Below are 14,408 nucleotides of genomic sequence, written 5' to 3' on the forward strand. Positions count from 1 at the left end.
CCCATGCCCGATATCCAGCCCTTTCGCGCCTTTGTGTACGGCGCGAAGCACCAAAAGAACATCCAATCCCTGGTGTGCCCGCCCTACGACGTGATTTCTCCCGAAGGGCGCGCCGCCCTGGTCAAAAAAGACCCCGGCAATTTTGTCCGCGTCGAACTGCCCGCGGGGGACGCCGCGACCCGGTACGGCGACGCCGCCCGCCTTTGGAGCGAATGGGTGGAACAAGGGGTGCTGGAGCGGGACGAGCGCCCCTGTCTTTACGGTTACGAGGCGCGGTTTCGGTCCCAGGTGGACGGCCGTCTTTTGAAGCGGCGCGGTTTTTTCGCCTCGCTCAAAACCGCGCCCTGGGGGCGCGGGGTCTTCCCCCACGAAAAAACCCTTCCCACCCACAAAGTGGACCGGTTGAATTTGTTCAAGGCCGCCCGCGTCCAAACCAGCCCCATACAGCTTTTGGCCCAAGACCGTTCGGGGGCCATCGCGCGGACGGTAAACGAGGGCATGGCGGGCCGCCCTTGGTTGCGGTTCACCGATGAAGCGGGCGTGACGCACAGTCTTTGGAAATGGCCGGAAGGGCCCCGCACGCGCCGGTTGACGGCCCTCTTCAAAAAGTCCCCCTGCGCGATCGCCGACGGTCACCACCGCTACGAAACGTCGCTCAATTACGCGGCCTGGGCCAAGAAGAAGGGCCGGGCCCTTTTCCCCGGGGCGGGCCGGGTGATGGCTTATTTTTCCTCATCGGACGACCGGGGGTTGGAGGTTTTGCCGACCCACCGCGCGGTGCCCTGGGAAAAACGAAAATTCGTGAATCTGGAGAAATGGGGGACCTTGACGCCGCTCCCGGGGCTGGGCGCCTTAAAGAAGTTGATCGACGGGCGGGAGCCGGCGGGCGCCCTGGCCGTGGGGGTTTTTCGCGAGGGGCGGTATTATCGCTACGCCTTCAATAAAATTCCGTCGGAGCTCAAAGGCACGCCCCATCAAAAATTGGCCGCCACGATTTTGCACGCGGGGGCGCTAAAGGGGTTGGGCAAAGAAGATTTTTTCTTCACCCGGGACCCCAAGGAGGCCGCCCGCCGCGCGGGCGCGACCAAGGGATGGGCTTTTTTCCTCGCCCCCAACACCGTGGCCGAGGTGCTGGAGGTCTCCACCGCGGGTTTGGTGATGCCGCCCAAAAGCACCTATTTCTACCCCAAGATGCCGTCGGGCATGCTCAGTATGTCCCTGCAGGGCGCGCTGTAACTTTTTTAAAAAGCGAACCCCCGCGCGGAGAACCCGCGCGGGGGTTTTGCTTTTCAAGGGGTCCGGCTTACGGCAGGCGGACGTTGGCGGCTTGAAGACCTTTCGGCCCTTTCACCACATCGAACTCCACGGCCTGGCCCTCTTCGAGGGATTTGTAGCCCTCGGCCTGGATGGCGGAGAAGTGAACGAACACGTCTTCTCCGGTTTCCGGGGTGATGAAACCATAGCCTTTGGAGGCGTTAAACCATTTCACTGTACCCTTCATTGAATCGCGTCACCGTCCTGTGTAAGCGTTATTTGGACACCGGCCCCTTGATGGAACGCAAAACAAAAAAAACCGCTCGGGGATTAACCCCGTGCGGTTTTCACGATGTGTTGCGGTTGCGGCATCAGTACCTTGAATCCAACTTACTCAATCAGTATAACAGCCGATCCCCCTTTTTACAAGAGACGCGCGCGTCGCTGTTACAATATGTTTACATTGTCTTAATGGGTTCCCCGTCGCGCTGGGTTTATAATTTTCCTCAATGAATAATCGGGTGTTGCGCGTGATTGTGGCGTCGTTGTACGCGGCCCAAAGCCTTTCGGCGGAAGGGGGGGGCGCCCGATTTCGGGCGTCGGCGGGCCATTGCAAAAACACCGGTGTTCCGGCGGGGGTATCACCGCCTTTGGAATGGCCCGGCGTTTCGCCCTTCGTTCCGGGGGCGACCGCGGGCCTCGGCGTCGCCCCCGCCCCCGGAACGTCCCGCGCCCGTGTCCTGGCGGCGTTGGACCCGGCCTTCGGCACCGTGCGCCGCCTGGCGGAGCCGGCGCGTCCCTCGGGGGGCCCGCTCTTTGTCCATCTTCAAGACGTCCACCGCAACACGGACGCCCAGGCCAATCTGGCCCGCGCCGTCGAGGCGTTGACCGCCGGGGGGCTCGCGCGGGTGGTGGGATTGGAAGGCGGGTGGGGGGAGTTGCCGGTGACGGCTTACCAACGCCATTCGGACCGGGCGGCGGTTCAAACCGCGGCGGACTCCCTTTTTCGCACCGGGCGCGTGTCCGGGCCCGTGTTCGCGGGGCTGACGGGGCGGGGAAAATTTTATGGTTTGGAAGACAAAGCGGCCTACCACCGCAACGTGGCGGCGTACCGGGCCGCCCGCGCAACGGTCGCCACCGCCCGCAGGGCTTTGGCGGAAGCGCACCGCAACAGGAGCCGGGCCAAAACCCGGGTGAACCCGGCCCTGCGCGCGTGGGACGACGCCGTCGAAGCCCGTGAACGGGGCGAACTGGGCCTGGGGGCCTTCACCGAAACCCTCGCGGGTCTTCTGCCGGACGGTGACTTCCCCGAAAGTGTTCGTTTGTTTCGTCGGGCCTGGGCGGCGGAGAACCGTTTGGATTTCCCCCGGGTGGAACGCGAACGCGACGCGCTGGTTCGACGCCTGCTCCCTCGGTTGACATTTCCCGAAGTGGAGGATTTGCGCCGTCGCGCGTGGGCCCACCGGTCGGGCGCCGCCCCCGCGGGGGAATTTTATTTTCACCTTCGGACCCTCTGTCGGCGGGCGGGCGCTCCGCTCGAGGATTACCCCGCCTTCAGCGCCTATGTGGGATACGTTCGGCTCGCCGACCGGATTTCTGTCGAGCGGCTTCTCGGGGACTTGACCGAGTGGGAAGACCGCGTCGTGCGTCGCTGGGCCCTCTCCCTCGGAGAAAAACAATGGGCGGCGGAAACGCGACGCCTGCGGCTGGCCTCCAAATTGGTCGATTTCGCCCTCACGCCCTCGGAGTGGCGGGCGTGGCGGGCGGACCCCGTCCGCCCGACCGCTCTGCGCCCTTTGGAGGAATTTTACGAAGCGGCCGACGCGCGGGACGCGACAATGGCCGACCGGGCCCTGGCCTTGGCCCGCGGCGTGCCGGCGGGGGAACCGGTGGTGATCGTGACCGGGGGGTACCACGGCGACGGCCTGGCCCGACGGTTGTCGGAAGCGGGCGCGACCGTGATCCAATGGACGCCCAAAATATCCCGGGCCGAAACCGCGCGGGGATCGGCCTATTTGAGCGTTTTCGCCCAGGAAAAAACACCCCTGGAAAGATTGATGCAGGGCGAAAAACTGTTCCTCGCCCCGCCTGTGGCCGAGCCGCTGCGCACGGAAGGCCCCTGGGCCGTGGCCGCGGCCGGCCGATTGGCGCGGGACCCGTTCCCCCTGACGGAGGGGGAACGCGCTTTGTTGGAGGCGTTTTTCCGGTCAACGGGGGCGAAGAATTTGCGCATCACCGACGCTCGCGTGGAATCCATTCCGGGGTTTGATGTCGAGGGGGCCGACCGGCGCGTGGTCTTCACCCTCGCGAACCGGAGCGGACGTCACGAAATCGTCGTCTACGCCAAAAACAAAACGGCCCTATTGCGTGTGGCGTTGAAAGGGTCCCGCGGGTTTCGGGCGCGCCGCGCGCTGCATCGGTTGGCCCGGCGAATGGGCCGATGGTTGAAGCCGCCGGGCCCGCCCCAAACCCCGCCCGGGCCCCCCGCGGGCCGCCGTCGGTTCGTTTTGGGGGCTCTGGCGTTGATCGGCCAGGGCGCGAGCGAAAAGGCCCGGGCCGTCCTGCCCGGATTTTGGCTGGAATTGGCCCGGGACAGGGCGCGTCCCTATCGGGGCGGCGACGCCGCGCGCGCGGCGGAAGCCTTTTTCGCGGCGTGGAAGAATTACGCCCCGCGTCCGGCGGGGCCCGGACGGGAAAACGCCCGCGGCGAACTGTTGGCGCGGGCGGCGTCGTTTTCGCCCGGGTTCGTTAAAACCGTGGAAGGCTTGGTCCGCCTCGCGGAGAACCCCGACCCGGAAACGGCGGATCCCCGGAACGCCCGCGACGCGTTGAACGCCGAACTCCTCCCCGAAGGGTTCCTGGCGGAAATCGAATGGCAACGCGGCCCGTCCGGCGCTCCGGCGCTGGTGTTGTCTTCATCCCGGATTTTGGAAATCGACGAGTTCGCCTTGGACGGGAAACCCCACGTGGGCTATCTCGTGCGGGGGGACGGAACAATCCCCGCGGGCGAGGACGGGTATTCCACCCACGAAGGAGTGATCGTCGTGCGCGAGGAGGCCGTGGAGCACACCGTGATGGTGAGTTTTTGGCCCCAATTCGATTCCCTCCTTCGCGAGCGGGGGCCTTCCCTGCTTGAGGAGCTTCGCCGGGTGCTGGGGACCGACCCGACGGCGTTTTTCCTGCGGCACGTCCGTTTTTTCGCTTTGCGCGCCCAATTCGCCGAAGAGTTCCGCCGTCTTGGGAAACCCTTTGTCGACACCCCGGGCGCCCTGCGGTCGAACCTTTCGCCCGATTGGCAAATCGAACTGCGCGAATACGCGGAAACCCGCCGGTGGTTGACGGCGGACCACCCCGATTTCCTCGAGGTGAAAGCCAAGCTCATGCGGGAATTCACGCGCGCGGTGCGCGCGCACGAATTGGCCCACGAACGGGCCCTGCCCGCGGACGGCGAGACGATCGCCTACATCAACGAAATTTTGGTGACACCCTTGGCGGTCTTCGGCGTGGTGCGCACGGCCTTTCGCGGGCTGTCCGGCGGGATGTCGGGGCTGACGCCCGCCGAGGCCAAAAAAATACTGCGCTTGGTGGGTCGTTCGTTGGGTTTGCCCGAAGGGGACCCCGTCGAGGCGGATTTTTTCCGCGCCCTTCCCCGACTCAATTTCCCCCTTTTCCTTTCCCGCCTGGAGGAGGAATACCGTCGTGAATTTCAACGGGCACCGGCCGTGCGGCCCGAGCATCTCGACACCGCGCGGCGCCGGCTTGCCCCCGGGCGCGCGACGAGCCTGTTGGGGGTGGCCCTGGCGGAAGCGGCGGGGGTCCGCTTCGGGGTGCCGGCGATCCGCGCGGGCGGGTTCTACAAGGCGGTCGCTCCCCTGCTGGGCACCGGAGGCGCCCTGGCGGCCGTTGCCGCGGCGTCCGCCCTGCCCGTGGCTCCTTCCGTTGTCGGGGTCACCGCGCCCCTCACGGGGGCGTTGTACGGCGCGCTGTTCGCCTTCGTCCACACGCCCCGGGCCCTCCGCCTGTTGGCGTTGAAGTCGCCCGTCACCGACCCGGAAACGGATATTAAAAAAACCGCGATCATGGCATTGATTTACGCCCTGACGGTGACACTCACGGTGTGGAGCGCGGGGGATTTTGGTTGGGGGAGGCTGGCCCTTTCCCCCGGGGGCGCGGCCCTGGCGGCGCTGTGGACGGTGGTTTTGGCTGTTCATGGGGGTTTCGATGGATGGGGGCGTCGGGCGGGCCGTTCCGCTTCCTTGAAGGACGGGGGGGAGGCAACCGTCACCGATTGGACGCGCGATCTTTTGCCCCCGGTGGTCCCCTTGGGTTTGGACACCGTTGATCGGCTCACGCGGTTTGACGCCATAGCCGCCGACATCGACACCCCGTTCCGTTCGGTCGGTTTGGCCGGGCCGCTGCGAAGCGAAACCGCGACCCCCGCCTTGGCCCTCTTGACGGGTTTCCTTCTGGGGCGCGCGCCGGAACGGAACGCCCCGGAAAAACCGTTGGTGCTGGTCGCTCTGGTGGCGGAAAAAGACATGGACGACCGGCTGCGCGGGGAATTGGAAACGACGGCCCGTGCGGTCGCGCGGGCCCGCGGCGCGGGCGCGCGGGATGTGCGGCTGGTCGTGGCGCCGGACAACCGGCGAGCGGCGGACCGGTTGCGCGATTGGGTTCTGGACAAAACCCCCGGCGTGGTGGTCGCCGAAACGGTCGCCGAGACGGGGGCCCTGGGGTTGGCCGCGTTGGCCGGGGTGGTGGAGCGTTGGGGGCCCGCGGGGGAAGCCGCGGTGCTGCTGTCGTGCACGGCGGGGTTCGCGCCGCTGATTCCCCGCGACGCCCTTTTGGACAATTTGCCGGAAGCGGTGGCGGTCGCCCTGCGGGTCTTAATCGAAAGTTTGGCGGCGCGGCCGCTCGCGCCGGTGGATTTTTCCACGCTGTTGCGCGCGGCGGAAATGATCGATCAAAGCGCTTAAGCTTTAGAGTGGGGACAACGCCCGGCGGGCGGTGAGGGCCAAATCGCGGGCCTCGGCGGCGGTCCGCGCCAGGGCGGTGAGGTGGCCCATCTTGCGACCGGGACGGGCCTCGGCCTTGCCGTAGAGGTGCAGTTTCACGTCGGGCAGAACCAGGCCCCGTTGCCAGACCGGTTCGCCCTTGGCCCACAAATCCCCCAACAGGTTCGCCATGGCGGCCGGCGCGAAAAAGTCCGTCGCCCCCAGCGGCAGTCCGCAGACCGCCCGCAGCTGCTGTTCAAATTGGTTCGTCACCGACGCGTCGATGGTCAGGTGCCCCGAATTGTGGGGGCGCGGGGCGAGTTCGTTGATGATCAGCCGTCCGTTCTTGGCCAAAAAGAATTCCACGCACATCACCCCCACCACGTCCAGGGCCCGCAACACCTCGTGGGCGATTTTGACGGCCTCCGCCGATTGCCGCGCCGTGGGGGTCACCGCCGGCGACACCGAGAGGTCGAGGATGTGGTTGGCGTGGGCGTTCTCAATGGCGCCCCAGTCGGTCACGGCGCCGTTCACGGAACGCGCCGCCACCACCGACAGCTCGCAGGAAAAATCAATGAACGATTCCAGCACCGCTTCCCGGCCGCCCAGGGCGGCGAAAGCGTCGGCGGCCTCTTCCGGTTTGCGGATGACCCGTTGGCCTTTCCCATCGTAACCGAAGCCGGCGGTTTTGAGCACGGCGGGAGTGCCCAACGCGGTCAGGGCGTCCGTCAATTCCGCCGGGTTCCGCACGTGGCGGAAGGCGGCGACGGGGAAACCCTTTTGGGACAAAAATTGTTTTTCGCGCAGACGGTGTTGGGAAATGTGCAGGGCCTGGGCGTTGGGCCGCACGGGAGCGCCCTCTTCGGCGGCGGTCACGCAGGCCGCGGGGACGTTCTCGAACTCGAAAGTCACGACCTTCACCCCCCGGGCGAACTCCCGGACGGCGTCCAGGTCGTTGTAAGAAGCCGTGATTTCCACGTCGGCCACTTGGCCGGTGGGGGTGTCGGACTCGGGAGAAAATGTGTGGACACGGTAGCCGAGCCGGCGGGCCGCCAGCGCGAACATCCGGCCCAACTGGCCGGACCCCAGCACGCCGACCGCCGAGCCGGGCGGAACGACGGTCATTTTGGCAGGACGGCTTTTAGAACCGTCCGTGTTTGACGGGAACGGAAGGCGTGAAGTTTCTTTTGTAAAGCGGGGTTGGCCAGCGCGAGAATGCCCACCGCCAAAAGGCCCGCGTTGGTCGCCCCGGCCTTGCCGATGGCGAGGCACCCGACGGGCACGCCCGCCGGCATTTGGGCGATGGACAAAAGAGAGTCCAGCCCTTTGAGCGCGCGGCTTTCCACGGGGACGCCTAGAACGGGCAGGGCCGTGTGGGCGGCGGTCATGCCCGGCAGATGGGCGGCGCCGCCGGCCCCGGCGATGATGACCCGCACCCCCCGGCCTTCGGCCGCCGCGGCGAAACGGGCCATCTTGACGGGTGTGCGGTGGGCCGACACCACGTGTTTTTCGTGGGGCACGTCGAAATCCTTAAGAACCTGGACGGCGTGTTGCATGGTGTCCCAATCGGAGGTGGACCCCATGATGACGGCGACGAGCGGTTTGGCCATGGGGCCATTTTAGAAAATCCCGCGCCGTGCCGGATGGTATATAATGGAAATGATCGTTTTGCCGAGGTAGCTCAGTTGGTAGAGCACCCGCCTTGCGACCGAGCTAAGGGAAGCGAGGAAGTGGTTGGAGGGCGTTAGCCCGGAAACCATAAGCGGCGAGGCCGATGCAAATAAAAAATTGCCGAGGTAGCTCAGTTGGTAGAGCACCCGCCTTGCGACCGAGCTAAGGGAAGCGAGGAAGTGGTTGGAGGGCGTTAGCCCGGAAACCATAAGCGGCGAGGCCGATGCAAATAAAAAATTGCCGAGGTAGCTCAGTTGGTAGAGCACCCGCCTTGCGACCGAGCTAAGGGAAGCGAGGAAGTGGTTGGAGGGCGTTAGCCCGGAAACCATAAGCGGCGAGGCCGATGCAAATAAAAAATTGCCGAGGTAGCTCAGTTGGTAGAGCACCCGCCTTGTAAGCGGGAGCGCGTGGGTTCGACCCCCATCCTCGGCTTACTACATATGATGATGACCCCCAAAACAAGTTCCGCGCTTCTTGCGGTTTTTCTGACCGCCTGCGCGGGTCTGGAACCTTTGCCCACCAACGCGGCCGAGGACCGCGCCCGCATGCGGGCGCGGGCCGAGGCCGTCGCCGCGCCCAAATTGGTCGCGTTGCTCGATCGCCGCCGCGAGAACACGTTCACCATCGACCAATTCTACAAGCCGGACACTTCCCGGCAAGAGTACAGCGCGTTGAGCGAATTGGGCAATATGCGGACGCCCGAGGGCTACCGACTAAAAATCCGTCTGTGGAATCTGGGTGTGCCCGTGACGCAAGCGCTGGCTCTCGCCCAAGACCCTCAGATACAAGGGCGCCTCCTGGAGGCGGCGCGCTTCCAATCGGGCACGCAGGCCCGGGCGGAGGGGTTGTTGGTCCTGGCGACGAAAAAGAACCCCGATCATCTAAAATATTTCAAGGAAGCCCTTTTGGACCGGGACGTGTCCATTCAATTCGCGGCCGTGGAGGCCCTGCGGGTCTGGGCCCAGCCGGAGGCCTTGCCGCTCCTCCTGGACGCCGCCCGGCGCAACTGGTCCCCGCTGATCCGCCTCTGGTCGGCCCGGGCCGCCTGGGCCCTGGGAGACAACGCGGGAAAAGAGATGGTTCGCGCGGCCCTCGCGGATTCCAACCGGGTCACGCGGGCCCTGGCCGCCCTCACGTTGGGCGATATGGGGGGCCCCGAAGACCTGGACGCCGTTCTCGCGCGCCTCGACCGGGAAGGGGACAACCCCTTCGTCATGGCCGAATTGTGCCTAAGCGGTCTCAAACTTTTCGCCAAGAAGGCCCCCGTCCCGCCGGACCCGGCCCCCGCCCGACCCGCCCGACGGGAGGAACCGCGTGTTCTCGACCTGTTCGAGATGGAACCCCTGATTGTCACCGCGCCGCGCCTGCGGGTGTCTGGCCGCCATCAGGTGGACCCGCGCATCGACGTGCGATTGGCCGGACTGCTTGAAAAAATCGCCACGGACCGCCCCGAGGTCTTGGTCTACGATGATCCCACGCTTCAAGAGATCGTCAAATTAACAATCCCCTCCGGTTTTGCTCTTAACATTCGATACACCGATATCCGTTATCTGTTGACTATGGGCTTGGCGGGCACGCGCAATTACACGCTCATCTCCCGGTTAGAGACGATTTACAAATCTTCCCCCGACAGCGGCATCAAGGCCTTCGCGCTGGTGGCCCTTGGGCACGACCCCTCGCGCATGGACGTGGGCGTGTTCCGGGACGCCTTGATCCCGACCAACAACATTCAAACCCGGTTCGGGGCGGTGGAGGGCTTGGCCGCCCAGAAAAACCCCTTGGTGAAAGGGGTTTTGGCCGACGCCGCCCAGTCGGACGAATCCCTCGTGGTCCGGATATTCGCCGCCCAGGCCCTGGGTCGATGGGGCGACCCCCAGGGCGTGGACCTGTTGCGCCGCTACCTCAACCACGAGGATTTCGTGGTGCGTTTCCTCGCCACTTATTACCTGGGGCAGTTGGGTGACGACGCCGATTTCGAGAGGATTTTGATCAACTTGGAACGGGAAACGGAGGACGCGGTGACGGCCGAAAATTGTCTGGCGGTGTTGAGGATGTCTCTCTAATGGGTGTCCTGGGGTTGTTGGTCCACTCCGGCGGCGGGTGGGTGATTTGGCTTTTGATGCTGGCGTCGGTCCTGACTTTGGCGGTGATCGTCGAGCGGGCGATCGTTCTCAGGCGGGAGCGGCGCGCCTTCGACGGGGTTCGGGTCGACCTGCGGGCCGCCTTGAACGACGGCGACCTGCGCCGCGCCGCCGATTTGGCGGGGGGGTCGACGACCGTGGCCGCCTCCGTTTTGTCCGCCGGCTTGGCGCGGCCGGCCGTGGGTCCCGCCGCGGTGGAGGAACGCCTGGCCGCCGCACGTATCGACGGGAGATACCGATTGGAACGGCGCTTGTGGGTCCTGGGCACCCTGGGCAACAACGCGCCCTTCGTGGGGCTTTTCGGCACGGTCTTGGGCGTCATCCGCGCCTTCGCCGATCTGGCGGGGAACGCGGGCGCCGGCCCGGAGGTGGTGATGGCGGGCCTGTCCGAGGCGCTCGTGGCCACGGCGGTGGGGCTCCTGGTGGCGATTCCGGCGGTGATGGCTTACAACTATTTCTTGAAACGCGCGGGGGAATACCTTGCGGAGACCGACGCCCTGTCCCGCCTTCTTATGGCGGCGCTGAAAGAAAAAAAATAATGGGCGCTTCCACCGACGACACCAACGGGCTCATCACCGGCATCAACGTGACCCCCCTGGTGGACGTGGTTTTGGTGTTGCTCATCATCTTCATGGCCACGGCCCCGCTCATCGCCCGGCGGGCCGTCGCGATCAACGTGCCCAGGGCGGCCACGGGCGAGCGGGCCACCGCGGCCCTGCGCGTCTCCTACGCCGCCGACCGGACCCTGCTTTTGGAAAAAACAGCCTTTACGCTCGTGGCCCTGGCGGCCGAGTTAAAAAGCCGTCGGCAGTTGGAACCGGAACTGAACCTGGCGGTGGCCGCGGACGCGGGCCTCCCCTACGAAGCGGTGATGGAATTGTTGGACACAATTCGCGGCGCCGGTGTCAAAAAGGTGGCGCTGGAAGTCGCTTCCAAACCGACCCGCGCCCGTTAAAAAGAGAGGGGGGAAATGACCCGTCTGACGCCGTTCCAGTGGGGTCTGTCCGTTTCCGTGCTGGTCCACGGCATTCTCTTTTTGTCCCTGGGTCGCCGGGGGATGAGCGCCTTTGACCCCGTTTGGGCGACCCCCGACCGCATCGACGTGGACCTCACCCGCCCCTATCGCCTCACCTCGGATCCCACCCAAACTTTCCGGTCCCCCCACCCCGGCACGGGGAGGCCGATGGTGGTCAAGCCCACCCCGGGGCCTTTCCAGGAAGGCGGCGGCGTGGCCCCCAAGGGCCGCGAATGGACCCTGCCCGCGCCCGGGACGAAGGGGGCGGAAACCCCGTTGGAGGGAAACCCCTTGTCCAAATCCACATCAACGGCGGAAGGGACGGGCACGGTCGAGGGCGAAAGCCGCGGCTTGGGCGGCCTGGGCACGGGCGGCGAGGGGGAAGTGGACTGGGTTTTCCTGACCGAGCGGCCGCGTCTTTTGAACCGCGACGAGTTGGTGAAGAACATCCGGCGGTTTTATCCCGAGGCCGAGCGCCGCGCGGGGCGGGAGGGCTCGGTGACGGTGCACGTGCATTTGAACCGCGACGGCCGCGTGGCCGGGGCGGGCGTGGCGCGGTCCGCGGGGTTTCTCTTTGACGAGGCCGCCCAGAAAGTGATCGCCTCCGCCCGGTTTTCCCCGGCGCGCCGCGGCGACCGCGCCGTGTCGGTGAAATTCGTTCAAACCATTGATTTTCAGTTGGAGGATTGAGGGCGGTTAAAAGTAGGCCGCTTTTCGGTCGAAACTTTGATTTGGAAAATGGGGAAATTGCCCGTGGTCCAAGAACCGAATCTCGATCGCGACCGCTGTGAAGACCGACAATTGGGCCTTCAATTTTTCTTCCAATTCCCCATCGGCGGTTGACCCGGGGCGGAGTTGAAGAAGCAAACGAACCCCTTCCCTTGACCGCTCCAGGAAAAAATACCCCGTCGTGCGGCTCGCCACCGTCGGATCCGCGTAAAGGGCTTCTTTGATTTCCTCGGGGTAGACCGTCCGCCCATCGCCCGCGTCGAGCCCTTTGTTCTTTCCCCAAACGATGAGAAAAGGGAGTTTGAAGGGGGGAAGGAGATCCGGTCGGCCGATGTCCGATAGCAATTCCGCCAGCCGATCGTGGGGCAGGAGGTCGACGATGTCCCGGGTGTTGTAGCGGATGAGGGGGATTTTTCGGCGCCGGTCCAAGGCGGTCAGGATCATTTCGCCCCGCCGCGGGCCCGGCGCGGATGTTTCGATGAAATAGGCGCGGGGATCGTATTGGAGGAGGGCCCCGCAGAGCCGCGTCCCCTGCCCGTAAAGTTTTTGACGGACACCGGTGTCGGACATCGCGAGCCGACGCAGGGTTTGGGTTTCCGGCGTTTCCTTGGCGATGCTGTTGGCGATTTCCGATAAACCAAAGCTGATGTTGACGCTTCCGCGAGCCCGGTCGTCGGGGTCGTGGCCCAGAAGGGATCCCATATAACCGCGAAAGTTTTCGGCGATGTATTCCGCCCCCGAAACGATGTGGACGACGAGGTCTTTCCAGGGGACGCCGGCGGCGGCCCCGTCCTCAACGAGCTTTTTCAACAGGAGTTGTTCTCCGACGATGATGAACCGCTCGAACTCGCCCCTCAGTTTTTTGATCAATTCCCAGGCGATGTCGAGCCGCGAGCCGGTTTCGATGGTGGGAAGGGTCCGTGTGGGGATGTGGATGCCGGGGCCCAAGGCGTTGACAAGCAGGGTGCGTTTGGAAAGGGCGCCGAAGGCGTCGTCCAGGATGAATTCCACTTCCCAGGCGGCCCGGTCGGCGTCCCGCCAGGATTCCGCCCCGAAAGAAAACACCCCGGTGGACCCCGAACTTGAAAAGAAAGATCGGACGTCGTTGATCGCGCCGTCAACGAGCAGGGCGCGGAGGTCGTTTTTTCGGAACAACGTTTCTTTGTCGACCACGGGCACGCGCGTCAAGAAATCCGCCGGTCCCGCGACGTCCCGGGGGTTCACCCCCCGCTCGGCGAGCAAAGCGCGGTAAGCCGGGACCCGCCGGGCCGCCTGTTGAAAAGCCCATAGAGCGCCCGCCGCGCTCTCGGCGGCCAGACGTCGGGGATCGGCCGCGCGCAGCCCGCGGGCGACGCGCGCGCTTTGCCAGCGCACAATTTTTTCAAAAAGAAGCGACATGGACAGCATTGTCGCTAAAGGTTGATCGAAAGGCAATCCCCGGATGGGCCGGACGTGGGTGTGGTATAATACCCACCTCATGTCGGCCGCCTTTGACGTCCATTGCCCCTGCTGCAAAGCCCAATTGACCGTCAGCCCCGAGGCCCGGGCCGTGGTGTCCCACAAGGCGGCGACGCCGCCCAAACCGGTGGCCTCCCTGGACGAGGGCGTGGCGGTGGTTAAAAAAGACCCGGAGCGGCGGGCGGGGCTTTTCGCCCAGTCCCTGGAAACCGAAAAATCCAAGGCCGACCGCCTCAAGAAATCGTTCAACGATTTGCTTCAAAAAGCCAAAGAAGATCCGGACGCCCCGCGGCCCGTGCGGGACATGGATCTCGATTAGGACTTCAATATGGCCCGTGTCATCGCCATCGCGAACCAAAAGGGCGGGGTGGGAAAAACCACCACCGCCATCAACCTCGCGGCCTCCCTCGCCCATTTGGGCCAGGAGACTCTTTTGATCGACATGGACCCCCAGGCCAACATGACCTCCGGCCTGGGTATCGCCCGGGAGGGTCTCGACCGGCACATCTACCACGTGCTCCTCGACAACGCGCCCCTGGAAAGCGTCATCAAAGAGAGCGGCTTGGAGTGGCTGGACGTGGTGCCTTCCCACATGGACCTCTACGGGGCCGAGGTGGAGCTCGTGAACGCGGACCAGAGGGAAACACGCCTGCAAAACGCGCTCCGTCAGTTCCACAAGGTCTACAAATACATATTCATCGACTGCCCGCCGGCCCTGAACCTGTTGACGATCAACTCCCTGGTGTCGGCCGACGCGGTTCTGATCCCCATGCCCTGTGAGTACTACGCGCTGGAGGGTTTGTCGATGCTCGTCAACACCATCGACCGGGTGCGCGCGGGACTCAACCCGCGGCTCGAGCTGGAGGGCGTGCTCGTGACCATGTTCGATGGACGGTCCAATTTGACCCAGCAAGTGTACGGCGAGATCAAGAAGTTTTTCGGCACCAAACTTTACGGGACGGCCATCCCCCGCAACGTGCGGCTCGCCGAGGCGCCCAGCCACGGAAAGCCGGCGCTGGTCTACGACAGGCATTCGTCCGGGGCCTCGGCCTACCTCACCCTGGCCAAGGAATTTTTGGAACGACGCGGGGAACTCCCCGCACTACCGACGGAGGAGCCGGCCGCCGTGGCGGCCGCGGACTAAAA

At 64.9% G+C, this 14,408-nt stretch carries 13 protein-coding genes and 1 tRNA gene; 9 read left to right on the plus strand and 5 right to left on the minus strand.

Going from position 1 to position 14,408, the window contains the following annotated elements:
• The first annotated feature begins 3 nt into the window (after positions 1 to 3).
• Positions 4 to 1,236 carry a DUF1015 domain-containing protein gene (locus tag IPI56_01610; protein MBK7544439.1) on the plus strand — a complete coding sequence of 411 codons (1,233 nt, stop codon included), beginning with the start codon at positions 4 to 6 and terminating at the stop codon, positions 1,234 to 1,236.
• Positions 1,237 to 1,303: 67 nt separating this feature from the next.
• Here IPI56_01610 and IPI56_01615 read toward each other — a convergent pair whose 3' ends face one another.
• The gene (locus tag IPI56_01615; GenBank protein ID MBK7544440.1) at positions 1,304 to 1,501 is read right to left on the minus strand and encodes a cold-shock protein; all 198 of its coding nucleotides are present in this window, start codon (positions 1,499 to 1,501) and stop codon (positions 1,304 to 1,306) included.
• 262 nt (positions 1,502 to 1,763) lie between these two features.
• Here IPI56_01615 and IPI56_01620 point away from each other — a divergent pair, with 262 nt between their 5' ends.
• Complete coding sequence (locus tag IPI56_01620) at positions 1,764 to 6,230, plus strand: hypothetical protein (GenBank protein ID MBK7544441.1); 4,467 nt, start codon at positions 1,764 to 1,766, stop codon at positions 6,228 to 6,230.
• A gap of 3 nt (positions 6,231 to 6,233) precedes the next feature.
• Here the strand turns inward: IPI56_01620 and IPI56_01625 are convergent, their stop codons facing one another.
• The 3 genes from IPI56_01625 to IPI56_01635 are packed head-to-tail and all read right to left on the minus strand — an operon-like array spanning position 6,234 to position 8,305.
• Positions 6,234 to 7,373 (minus strand): 5-(carboxyamino)imidazole ribonucleotide synthase, encoded by a 1,140-nt coding sequence (locus tag IPI56_01625; protein ID MBK7544442.1) that lies wholly within the window; start codon positions 7,371 to 7,373, stop codon positions 6,234 to 6,236.
• Positions 7,370 to 7,858, minus strand: coding sequence for a 5-(carboxyamino)imidazole ribonucleotide mutase (gene purE, locus IPI56_01630; protein ID MBK7544443.1), 489 nt, complete (start codon positions 7,856 to 7,858; stop codon positions 7,370 to 7,372). Before purE ends, IPI56_01625 begins: the two co-directional genes overlap by 4 nt.
• A gap of 9 nt (positions 7,859 to 7,867) precedes the next feature.
• Positions 7,868 to 8,305, minus strand: a complete 438-nt coding sequence (locus IPI56_01635) for a hypothetical protein (protein MBK7544444.1) — start codon at positions 8,303 to 8,305, stop codon at positions 7,868 to 7,870.
• On the opposite strand from IPI56_01635, the gene IPI56_01640 reads away from it, so the two are divergent.
• The 5 genes from IPI56_01640 (at position 8,279) to IPI56_01660 (ending at position 11,765) form a co-directional block, all read left to right on the plus strand.
• Positions 8,279 to 8,351 (plus strand) — tRNA-Thr (locus IPI56_01640). The genes IPI56_01635 and IPI56_01640 overlap by 27 nt on opposite strands.
• 14 nt (positions 8,352 to 8,365) lie before the next feature.
• A complete protein-coding gene (locus IPI56_01645; protein MBK7544445.1) occupies positions 8,366 to 9,982 on the plus strand; it encodes a HEAT repeat domain-containing protein in 1,617 nt (538 codons plus the stop codon).
• Positions 9,982 to 10,599, plus strand: coding sequence for a MotA/TolQ/ExbB proton channel family protein (locus IPI56_01650; GenBank protein ID MBK7544446.1), 618 nt, complete (start codon positions 9,982 to 9,984; stop codon positions 10,597 to 10,599). Before IPI56_01645 ends, IPI56_01650 begins: the two co-directional genes overlap by 1 nt.
• Positions 10,599 to 11,015 (plus strand): biopolymer transporter ExbD, encoded by a 417-nt coding sequence (locus tag IPI56_01655; GenBank protein ID MBK7544447.1) that lies wholly within the window; start codon positions 10,599 to 10,601, stop codon positions 11,013 to 11,015. The genes IPI56_01650 and IPI56_01655 overlap by 1 nt, the downstream gene beginning before the upstream one ends.
• 15 nt (positions 11,016 to 11,030) lie before the next feature.
• A complete protein-coding gene (locus IPI56_01660; GenBank protein MBK7544448.1) occupies positions 11,031 to 11,765 on the plus strand; it encodes an energy transducer TonB in 735 nt (244 codons plus the stop codon).
• 6 nt (positions 11,766 to 11,771) lie between these two features.
• Here IPI56_01660 and IPI56_01665 read toward each other — a convergent pair whose 3' ends face one another.
• On the minus strand, positions 11,772 to 13,283 hold the full coding sequence (locus tag IPI56_01665; protein ID MBK7544449.1) for a hypothetical protein: 1,512 nt from the start codon (positions 13,281 to 13,283) through the stop codon (positions 11,772 to 11,774).
• Between IPI56_01665 and IPI56_01670 the strand changes: the two genes are divergently transcribed.
• A complete protein-coding gene (locus tag IPI56_01670; GenBank protein MBK7544450.1) occupies positions 13,282 to 13,581 on the plus strand; it encodes a hypothetical protein in 300 nt (99 codons plus the stop codon). The two genes, IPI56_01665 and IPI56_01670, sit on opposite strands and share 2 nt — an antisense overlap.
• A gap of 9 nt (positions 13,582 to 13,590) precedes the next feature.
• On the plus strand, positions 13,591 to 14,406 hold the full coding sequence (locus IPI56_01675) for a ParA family protein (protein MBK7544451.1): 816 nt from the start codon (positions 13,591 to 13,593) through the stop codon (positions 14,404 to 14,406).
• The last annotated feature ends 2 nt before the right edge of the window (positions 14,407 to 14,408 follow it).

It is taken from the genome of Elusimicrobiota bacterium (assembly GCA_016706425.1).
Classification (GTDB): domain Bacteria; phylum Elusimicrobiota; class Elusimicrobia; order FEN-1173; family FEN-1173; genus JADJJR01.

Coding starts and splice junctions, on each gene's coding strand:
- IPI56_01655 (MBK7544447.1), top strand. CDS start 10,599: ATGGGCGCTTCCACCGACGACACCAACGGGCTCATCACCGGCATCAAC.
- IPI56_01670 (MBK7544450.1), top strand. CDS start 13,282: ATGTCGGCCGCCTTTGACGTCCATTGCCCCTGCTGCAAAGCCCAATTG.
- purE (MBK7544443.1), bottom strand. CDS start 7,858: ATGGCCAAACCGCTCGTCGCCGTCATCATGGGGTCCACCTCCGATTGG.
- IPI56_01625 (MBK7544442.1), bottom strand. CDS start 7,373: ATGACCGTCGTTCCGCCCGGCTCGGCGGTCGGCGTGCTGGGGTCCGGC.
- IPI56_01615 (MBK7544440.1), bottom strand. CDS start 1,501: ATGAAGGGTACAGTGAAATGGTTTAACGCCTCCAAAGGCTATGGTTTC.
- IPI56_01610 (MBK7544439.1), top strand. CDS start 4: ATGCCCGATATCCAGCCCTTTCGCGCCTTTGTGTACGGCGCGAAGCAC.
- IPI56_01650 (MBK7544446.1), top strand. CDS start 9,982: ATGGGTGTCCTGGGGTTGTTGGTCCACTCCGGCGGCGGGTGGGTGATT.
- IPI56_01675 (MBK7544451.1), top strand. CDS start 13,591: ATGGCCCGTGTCATCGCCATCGCGAACCAAAAGGGCGGGGTGGGAAAA.
- IPI56_01645 (MBK7544445.1), top strand. CDS start 8,366: ATGACCCCCAAAACAAGTTCCGCGCTTCTTGCGGTTTTTCTGACCGCC.
- IPI56_01660 (MBK7544448.1), top strand. CDS start 11,031: ATGACCCGTCTGACGCCGTTCCAGTGGGGTCTGTCCGTTTCCGTGCTG.
- IPI56_01620 (MBK7544441.1), top strand. CDS start 1,764: ATGAATAATCGGGTGTTGCGCGTGATTGTGGCGTCGTTGTACGCGGCC.
- IPI56_01665 (MBK7544449.1), bottom strand. CDS start 13,283: ATGAGGTGGGTATTATACCACACCCACGTCCGGCCCATCCGGGGATTG.